Annotated in this window: 7 protein-coding genes; 5 read left to right on the top strand and 2 right to left on the bottom strand. The window is 42.4% G+C overall.

Annotation, left to right across the window (positions count from 1 at the left end; translation table 11 throughout):
* The first annotated feature begins 583 nt into the window (after positions 1-583).
* From CAG64_RS17180 to icmH, 5 genes are read left to right on the top strand one after another with little or no spacing between them, the layout of a single operon-like run.
* Positions 584-1,186, top strand: a complete 603-nt coding sequence (locus CAG64_RS17180; RefSeq protein ID WP_021704984.1) for an outer membrane beta-barrel protein — start codon at positions 584-586, stop codon at positions 1,184-1,186.
* Positions 1,187-1,196: 10 nt separating this feature from the next.
* On the top strand, positions 1,197-2,708 hold the full coding sequence (locus tag CAG64_RS17175) for an FHA domain-containing protein (RefSeq protein WP_161457238.1): 1,512 nt from the start codon (positions 1,197-1,199) through the stop codon (positions 2,706-2,708).
* Positions 2,701-3,201 carry a type VI secretion system lipoprotein TssJ gene (gene tssJ / locus CAG64_RS17170; RefSeq protein ID WP_161457239.1) on the top strand — a complete coding sequence of 167 codons (501 nt, stop codon included), beginning with the start codon at positions 2,701-2,703 and terminating at the stop codon, positions 3,199-3,201. The genes CAG64_RS17175 and tssJ overlap by 8 nt, the downstream gene beginning before the upstream one ends.
* 11 nt (positions 3,202-3,212) lie before the next feature.
* The gene (gene tssK, locus CAG64_RS17165) at positions 3,213-4,538 is read left to right on the top strand and encodes a type VI secretion system baseplate subunit TssK (RefSeq protein ID WP_021704987.1); all 1,326 of its coding nucleotides are present in this window, start codon (positions 3,213-3,215) and stop codon (positions 4,536-4,538) included.
* On the top strand, positions 4,535-5,326 hold the full coding sequence (gene icmH, locus CAG64_RS17160) for a type IVB secretion system protein IcmH/DotU (protein ID WP_040902490.1): 792 nt from the start codon (positions 4,535-4,537) through the stop codon (positions 5,324-5,326). The genes tssK and icmH overlap by 4 nt, the downstream gene beginning before the upstream one ends.
* Before the next feature lie 1,083 nt (positions 5,327-6,409).
* Here the strand turns inward: icmH and CAG64_RS17155 are convergent.
* Together CAG64_RS17155 and CAG64_RS17150 are read right to left on the bottom strand one after the other, a co-directional pair.
* The gene (locus tag CAG64_RS17155; protein ID WP_147681708.1) at positions 6,410-7,474 is read right to left on the bottom strand and encodes a hypothetical protein; all 1,065 of its coding nucleotides are present in this window, start codon (positions 7,472-7,474) and stop codon (positions 6,410-6,412) included.
* On the bottom strand, positions 7,467-8,450 hold a 984-nt coding region (locus tag CAG64_RS17150), incomplete at its 5' end, for an AAA family ATPase (RefSeq protein WP_161489341.1). The genes CAG64_RS17150 and CAG64_RS17155, both read right to left, overlap by 8 nt.

The raw sequence follows: 8,450 nt of genomic DNA, 5'->3' as shown, positions 1-8,450 counted from the left end.
TTATTAGCTTTTATTAATATAAATACATTAGCCTTACCTAATTTTATTTTTGTTGTACTGTGGCAAAGCAAAAAAATTTCGAGCAATTTTATTCTTAAATTGACCAAATGAAATTTAAAACTTTATAAAAATGTATTTAATTTAACTAAATGTGAACTGCATCACTAAGCCTAATGCAGATGTTGGGCAGAGTCGCATAAGTAATTTCTGACACTTTCCTTTTGATATAAGCCTCACTAGCAATGAGTAGTGATGCTTGCTAGCTGTTGATAATGTTGATAGTAAATGCTGGATGAATCTGAATTGAGGTATCAATGTTGCTAATGTTATCTATTTATTGGCGGTTAAAAAAACACCACAAATAATATTCACAAATCTAATTTGTTTACATATTAATCAATAGAGTGACAACGTTTTGACGGGTGTTGAATTTACTAAAAGTATAGATGTTTTCACTAATCTCGTTGTCATAATGAGCTATTTATTAGCGCTCTCGGAAGGGGATATTGAAAAAGGGCGATAGCTTGGTATCTTCGCGTGTCAATAAAAAAGGAAACCTTATTTTCGGCCGAGGAAAATTATAATGGCGAAGCCAATCAATATCGCTCTGGCACTCTTGATGTGTGCCGTTTCTAGCAGCGCAGTGGCAAAAGGCGAGCGTTACGGTGGTAGCGTGAGTATGCTTAGTATCGAAGGTATCGACTACGACGAAGGCACCAGTGGTGAAGCTGATGCGCTTCGCTACGGTTTGCTGCATACCCGACCAATCGATGAGAGCAATAATCGCTGGCGTTGGTGGTTAGGTTTGAACTACCTGGATGAATCTGTGGATGCACCATCAAACGGGATTTATCAGGAAGTCACCAGTTACGAGCTGCGTGTGGTACCTCAATACGCACTGGCAGACTGGGGCTGGTTTACTCCGTATGTGGGTGCTGGCCTGTCTCTGGCATACTCTCAGTACTCTAATCGTTGGGTCGTTGACGGTGAAGGCTACCGTTACGGCGAGCAACTTGACGATATCGATCAGTTTGAAGTCGGCGCCGTTGCGACACTTGGCACTGTTATCAAACTGGGCGGCAACCCAGATGCGCATCTGCAAATCGTGCCTCAGGCATCATACATTTTACCTGTGTATAACGATGGTCTGGGTGGCGTAGAGTTCTCAGTCGCGTTGCTGTTCTAAGGAAATCGGTATGCGAACTAGTCAACTCGTTCTTTATATTGCCAAGTGCCCGGAAGAGTACACCGGCTCTAAACATATTGAGATGCCAGAAAGTGGTGGTTCAATAGGGCGGAATGCCGGGAGCACTGTCACGCTGACGGATCACAACCGCTTCATTTCTGGTACACACTGCTTGATCAGCGTGTATGGCGATACTTACTACATCAGTGATGTCAGTACCAATGGGACCTTAGTCAACGGTAATCGTATTCTGAAAAATCAGCCAATTTCGATTCAAGAAGGCGATTCAATCGCCTTGGGACGTTACGAAATCTCAGTGGCGTTTGAACAGTTGACTAGTAACCTTGACATCGCTGCGGACATTGTACCCGATCGCGATTCCACCGACCCCTTAGTCGGTCTGGGCGAACATATCGTGCATGAAGAGCAGCAAGTCGAAAGCATCGAAGAGCTGTTTATGGAGACCAAGAGCGAGCAAGTCGACACTCATGATCCGGTCGCTCATCTTGATTTTGCCATGCAAATCGAAGATGACCATTTGATTCGCGACGAGAACACCCAGACAGAGGTGCCAAAGTCGAATGAATACAAACGTCAGATCCCTGATGATAGTTTCAGTATTTATTCAGAGTTTGAAGCCCCTAACCTGATCCCTGAAGATTGGATGGCTGGCGAAGCAACATCGCAACCTCAGCCCGCTCCTCAAGCCGCACCAGTAAAAGTGAATCCGGCACCACAGCCAGAGCCACAGCCGGCAGCACCTCGTCCTCAGTCAGATATGGTGATGCAGGCTACCCAGCCTGAGGATGCGCCGTATACGGCGCCTTCAACTGAGGCGCCAGCACCAAAACCGGCGGAACCTAAGTCCAGGTCTGCGTACTGGGAAGAAGTGACTCAGCCAATTCCTGCTCAATCCAATACCGAACCTAAGCAAGAAGAACCGAAGCCGCAAACCATGGCAATGGTGCAGCATGAGCAGCAAGAACCAGCTCAAGCTACTCATGACGCGGTGCATGCTGCGTTTTTCCAGGGGTTGGGTATTTCTGATTCCAGCTTGCAGTCGGCAGATCCCAAGCTCTTTCAGCAGATGGGGGCGTGTCTGCGCTTATGCATCGATAAACTGCAGAAAGATCTGAGTGAAGTCGAAGATCTTAAACAGCAAGGGGAGCAGGAAACTCTGGCCACGAATCTGACGGAATTGATGTTGACCCTTAATCAACAGAACCTGCTGTCTCCGAATGAGTTGATCGAACAAATGCTGGATGAACTTGACGAGCACCGCTCGCATTACAACCAAGCGGTGAGTGATGCGATTTATGCAGAAGTGTCTGATTGTGATCCCGAGCAGTTTGCCAAGAAAATCGCCGCAGAGTCTAAGTTTGTGACCCGGGGTAAGCTGTGGAGTAAGTATGAAAACTTCTACCACAACAAACGTCAGGGAATGTCGGACACCAGTGGCGCTTTTGCTCAGAAGAAAATCAAAGAACAGTACCATAAGAATTTAAAGGTGAAACATGCGTAAGTTGACGGTCGCCCTGACACTGTTTTTGTTATCGGGCTGCGCGATGTGGGAGCAGTTTAAAGAATCTTCTGGTATTACCCCGGAAACCTCCTCGATTGAACTGGTGATCGAAGCGTCGGACATGTTGAACGTTCGAGATGGCGGCCAGCCATCGCCGGTCATTATGCGAGTACATGAACTGACTTCGCCGGTATTGTTTCGGAGTTTGGATTTCTTTGCGTTGTTTGAAAACGACAAGGCGGCACTGGGTGATGAATACATCAAACGTTATGAGTATCAGATAAAGCCAGGCGAAAAAATCCATGAGCTGATAGAGCTGGACCCTACCACTCGAGCGCTGGGTTTCTCGGTCGCGTTTCGTGACATTAATGGCTCTTCATGGCGCAAAGTGGAAGCTATCGAAGAGAAAACAGAATACTTCCTGAGACTGAAACTGGAAGGTAGCGAAATGATCTCTGATACCACGAAAGGTATCGAGCAGACTTATTTTTAAGGAAATCGAACATGTCTTTATATAATCCAGTTGTATGGCAAGATGGTATGTTCATGAAGCCACAGCATTTCCAGCAGCTCGACCGGGCTCAGGGAAAAGCGAGTGGTATGCTTAGCACATACAGTGCGCCACTGCATTGGGGAATTAAGCGTCTAGAGATCAACACGGAACTGCTGGCGCTTGGAAAAATCGGTATTACCCGTGCAGAGGGGGTTTTGCAGGATCGTACCCCATTTGAACTGCCGCTGCTGGCCGATCTACCAGAAGTAAAAGAAGTGGATCCGTCAGTCACTGACAAAGTCGTGTATTTGTGCTGCCCTTTGCCTTCAGAGCGCTCAGAATTATTCGGTACGCAACGTGATGGTGCTCGTTATTCCATGCACCCACAAGAAGCTGTGGATTCATGTTACAACAGTGAAGACATGGCTAATATCATGGTCGGGAAGCTGAATTTTTGTTTGATGTACGATCATGAAGATAAGAGTGCTTTTACCTCAATTCCGATCCTCAAGATTTCTGAAGTAAAACCAGACGGCAGTATTGTTCTGGATGAGAGTTTTATCCCGACCTGTCTGGATATCAAAGCGTCGACGGTATTGAATAAATTCGTGACCGAATTTGCCTCGATGCTGCGTCATCGCGCAGAATCCATTGTTCAGCGCCTGGGCGTGGTGGATCAGCAGGGGGTTTCATCGGTTTCTGATTTTATGTTGCTTCAGGCATTGAATCGTTATGAACCACTGTTCTGGCATTTTGCCGCGACGGAAGGGGTGCATCCGGAATCCTTGTATCGAATCCTGCTGCAGGCAGAAGGCGAATTGTCGACCTTATGTTCTTCTGCACGTCGCCCGCAAGAGTATGTAGAATACAATCACGCTGACCTAACGGCATGCATGAGCCGTACACTGGAAAGTTCGAAGATGACCTTGAGCGTTATGTCTGAGCAGCGCGCAATTCCGTTGACGCTGAAAGAGCAGAATTACGGTATTCGCACTGCACCGATTCCGGATCAGCGAATTGTTGATTCTTCAACGTTCATCCTTGCGGTGAAAGCCGATGTCCCTCTGGATATCCTGCATACACAATTTGTAAGTCAGGTGAAGATCGGCTCTATCGACAACATCCGTCAGTTGATCAACTTGCAGTTGCCAGGCATTAGCATCAAGCCGATGCCAGTTGTGCCACGCGCCTTGCCATACCACGCCGGTTACACCTATTTCGAACTGGATCGCAACAGCGAAGAGTGGATGGCGCTGAATAATGCCGCTGCGATCGCTGTTCACGTAGCGGGTGAGTTCGCTAACCTGTCACTACAACTGTGGGCTGTGAGATTATGAGTTACGCAGATGATGATGTAACCGTTGTTCTCTTTCAGCCTGAGCCCGGCAAGCCTATGGAGGTTATGCCGGCGCCGGATCTGTCGCGTAATATTGCGGTGGATGATCTGGATATTTCCACCATGGGGGTTAACCCCTTGGTGGATCAGTTTTCGTGGCTGATTGCGAGTTTATCCTGTATGGACTCGATTCCATGGCTGGACGATCCAATGCCATTTCGCGAGCAGGTAGCACGAGAAATTCGCAAAGGTGAACGCAAGCTCAATGAGATGGAAATCGACCGGGCGACCATTCTGGTGGTGCGTTACTGTTTATGTGCTGCGGTCGACGAAGCGGTACTGGCGCAGGAGTGGGGCACCAACAGCCGTTGGAGTCAGAACAGCTTGTTGGCCGAGTTTCACAATGAGACATCGGGCGGTGATAAGTTTTTCGTTATCCTTGAGCGCCTGAAAGCAGAACCAAGAAAGTATCGCTATGTAATTGAGTTTCTGTACTTGCTGCTACAGCTTGGTTTTAAAGGTAAATTTGGCCGTGAAGAGCGTGGTAACGAGCAACTGGCGGAAATTGGCAATACAATTTATCGTCTGATTCGGGATGACCGTCTTGCGGAACAAGAGAAAGTTTCGTTGGTCAATCTTAAGGCGAAATACCTTAAGAAGCCGCTCAAGCGCGTCATCTCACCGAAAATGATACTCGGTGTGACCGCCCTAGTTTTTGCTGCCATGTACGCGGCGTCTTATCTTCTGATCGATGTTAAGTACCAGCAACTTCTGGGTGTGTACCAATAATAGCTATGGTGTTGAAAAAGCCCGCTTTAACGCGGGTTTTTCTTTGTCTAAACACTTTCCGTTTAAGGATATAGCAAAAAGCCCGCTGAAGATTCAGCGGGCTTTTTCAATAGTGGCGGAGAGAGTGGGACGAATATGGGAACTGGCAATTAACTGTTTTTACTGACTAAATATAACACCTAGTGCTCGGCATAAATGATTGTCGAGCACAACAATGGTCTCATCCTTGGTTTTGAGAACTTTGTATTGACCGAATAAGGTTGGCGCCGACTTCAGAGTTTAACCAAGGTTACGCTTCTGGTTTATTCGGCATAAGACTCGTGAGAAATCAATGCGATTATTTCGTTCATGCCATTGGTCGGTGGGTGGAGATAGGTTATCTACGGTAGTGACGAATCATATCAGCAAGATAGTTAAACCGTAGGACTACCTGCTTGTTGACTCAATCCGCACATAGTAGTAATTTTCCAAAGGTCCCATAGTTCACTTTTATAGATTTAAGGGAGAGTTACTTCAAAACGTTAAACACAATCATTCCAATTGTCTAAAAGCAATTCAAATAACTGCTCTGGTCTATTTAACGCAGTTTTTACGTCAGAGCAATAGCCAGTGTATCATCTTAAGCATAATATCAACGAGGGTAAGTCACCTTTCTAAATAGGCTTCTTTATCGTTTGTGAAAAGAATCTCGATAGCGATAGATGTATTGTCCTTGCCATTCATTACATAGTCATCCAAGAATATATGATCGACTTTGGGTTGATTAACTGTGCAACACCTTCAAATTGAATGAGTAAATACTGGGAAGTTGTTCGCGAAAAAACACAGCGATTGCTGTAGTTAGCGCAAATGTACTCTCGTTTAAGGTGCCACTATCGTTCGTTATATAAGTAAATCACCTAGAGACTTGCTCTAGTTATTTCCACTTGATTTATAAAAGTCAGGGGAACTAATGGTAAACAAACAAAACCTGTCCCAAAGCTCCTATGTTCACTTCGAGATGGTCTAACCGATCTTATACCTTAGAATACAACAATCGATAAAGCCTCTTTATCTAGCTAAACATTTACATTGAAATGGAATCTAATCTTTAATAATGGCTTTCTGTTGATCGAAAAACTTAACAAGATCTCGCTTTAACTTGCTGAAATTCGATGTAAGGATTTCACCTTTATTAACTTTTATATGAGACTCTATAGATCTAAAAAATAATTTTCTCAACCTATCATCTTCTCCCGATTCAAAGAGGTCATAGTTGTCTTGCATTAATTCTATTAGTTCGTTTGCATTACACAAATGAAATAGTTTTAAGTAGCGTTTCTCTAGTAACAAGTCCTTAGCTAGGTAATCCATTTGACCAGATTTATTCCACAATGATAAGGATTTTAGCTTATTACCACGACTAATGTCAGTGTTCGGATAGAAAGTGTAAGCTTCATCAAAACATCTATTGTATGGATGAATATGAGTTCCAATGGTGAAGTCTCTAGAGCGTTTTAGCTTTCCATTACAGTTTGAGCATGATGGAATATGATTGTAGAAAGACAGCGCTAAGTAAGGGTATTTAGATTTAGGATAAAAATGATCTAATTCAAATAAAGTTAATTTAGAGTTTTTTTTAGAACTACCTTGTTTTGAATCAATTATTGTAACTGGCTCAGAGTTACAGTAAGGACAGGTTACCTTATCAAAGCCTAGTTCTTTATATACTTCTCCAACTATAATATTCCTACGATAGTTATCGTAATTGAATACTCTTTTATATAGAAGTTCACCAAAGCTCGTTTTGAAGTAGGAATTTCCTTTTTTTATATACAAATCATCTTTATTAAGATAATTGTAGATTGAATTTGATATATTTTCGAAGTCATCTGGCTTGCTCGTTACAATTCTTTTAAGGACACCGTCTTTGCACAGATAATCTAATAGTTTCTCATGTCTAAAATATGATTGTTTGTACTTTGACATATGATTTATACTATACACTTCATCTCTAAATTTTTTAGTTTTTTCAACTATTGAATAAGCAGAATATTTACCATTTTTATTTTTAGGATTGAGAGCGTTCCAAACTTTATCTGTGGAAACTTGAAGAGTACTATCAACGTCATCAAATTTTGTTTCTAGGTGAGTGTATAGATTAATCATTTTCTTTTAGCTTTATGTTTATATGTTGAAGAATTAACTTATTATCGATTAAGTGTTTTGCTTGTGTTAAAAATTCAAAATCAGCTTTGTTTAATGATTTCTTGTCTAAAATATCAAAAGTTCTCTGGATATATCTGTTTGAGATGTTTCCAGTTCGGTTAGTTCCCATACCAAATGCTTCTCTATAAATATCGTAAATATTTGCTCCAAAGGTTTTTAAATCAGGCTTTCTGTTGTATTCATTATCATTTAATACGCACACACACTGATTCGGCATGTCAGAAACGAGTAAAGGTGAGTGTGTTGTAAATAGAACTTGGACGTTCCCATTAGAAATTACGGGTAGACAGTTTGTTAACCTTTCTACAAACTCTATTTGCCATTGAGGATGAAGGTATAAATCTCCTTCATCAATGCATATTAAAGTTTGCTTGTTAAGCGAATTTCTATTGTTTTCTTCTATGCAATTCCATATAGAACTAAACATGTTTAAATAAGCTTTTTGCCCAGAACTAATGCCATGCCATGATGCGTCTATCTCAATTATCATTTCAAATATATGTGATAACTTTGTATGGTGCCACAGATTATTTTCATTTATATCGACTGTAAATGAATGTCTTGCACCTCGCATGGTTTGTTCTGACTCGTAATTAAACGCTTCTAGCCATCCCTCTATTTGAAGTATAATTATGCTGATTATTTCAGATAAACAGTGCTCATCAAGATAAATAGTAGTTTCTTTTGAAAGGGCTTCTAGTATAGCTAAAGAGTTACTGGTAGTCTTCAATTCCTCAATAATGGTAGCTATAACTCTCAAGCTTTCTGGAATGGCTCTAATAAGTGAGACTATAAATTGCTGTCTGATTAGCATTGAAGTATATCTGATACCATCTCGAACTCTATACTCTTTTCGTTCATTAACGAATATTTTTCTTAGATTATCAATTATTTCAGGATCGTAAGCTTCTGAAGC

Source organism: Vibrio sp. V38_P2S17PM301 (genome assembly GCF_009904845.1).
GTDB classification, from domain to species: Bacteria; Pseudomonadota; Gammaproteobacteria; order Enterobacterales; family Vibrionaceae; genus Vibrio; species Vibrio proteolyticus.
Note: the sequence above shows the minus strand (reverse complement) of the source record. Positions and strands in the feature narration are given on the sequence as shown.